Origin of the sequence: Massilia mucilaginosa (assembly GCF_011682145.1) — a bacterium.
Lineage (GTDB): Bacteria > Pseudomonadota > Gammaproteobacteria > Burkholderiales > Burkholderiaceae_D > Telluria_A > Telluria_A mucilaginosa.
On record NZ_WHJH01000396.1, the window covers coordinates 1 to 239 of the forward strand.

Sequence of the window (239 nt, forward strand, 5' to 3'; positions counted from 1 at the left end):
CAGCCACCCACCGGTCGATGGCGCGAAGTCTGGTCGGCTCGGCCATCGCAAGGAGCTTGGGGTTGCAGGCGAAACCGAAAATGAAGTCCACGTTCGACATGCTGTCGATCAGGCCCATTAATTCAGGGCCACTGAAGTGTCCGTCGCCACGTACGAGAATATGCGTATCGGGGAAGTGCTGACGAATCCGCTTCAAAACGCGCCGCATGATCATCGCGTTCTCTTCGCCAAATGGTCGC

1 protein-coding gene is annotated in these 239 nt (G+C 57.7%); it reads right to left on the bottom strand.

Annotated features, from left to right (window positions below; genetic code table 11):
* Positions 1 to 239: transposase (locus F2P45_RS35315; protein ID WP_229505463.1), on the bottom strand; the 239-nt coding region annotated here is incomplete at both ends.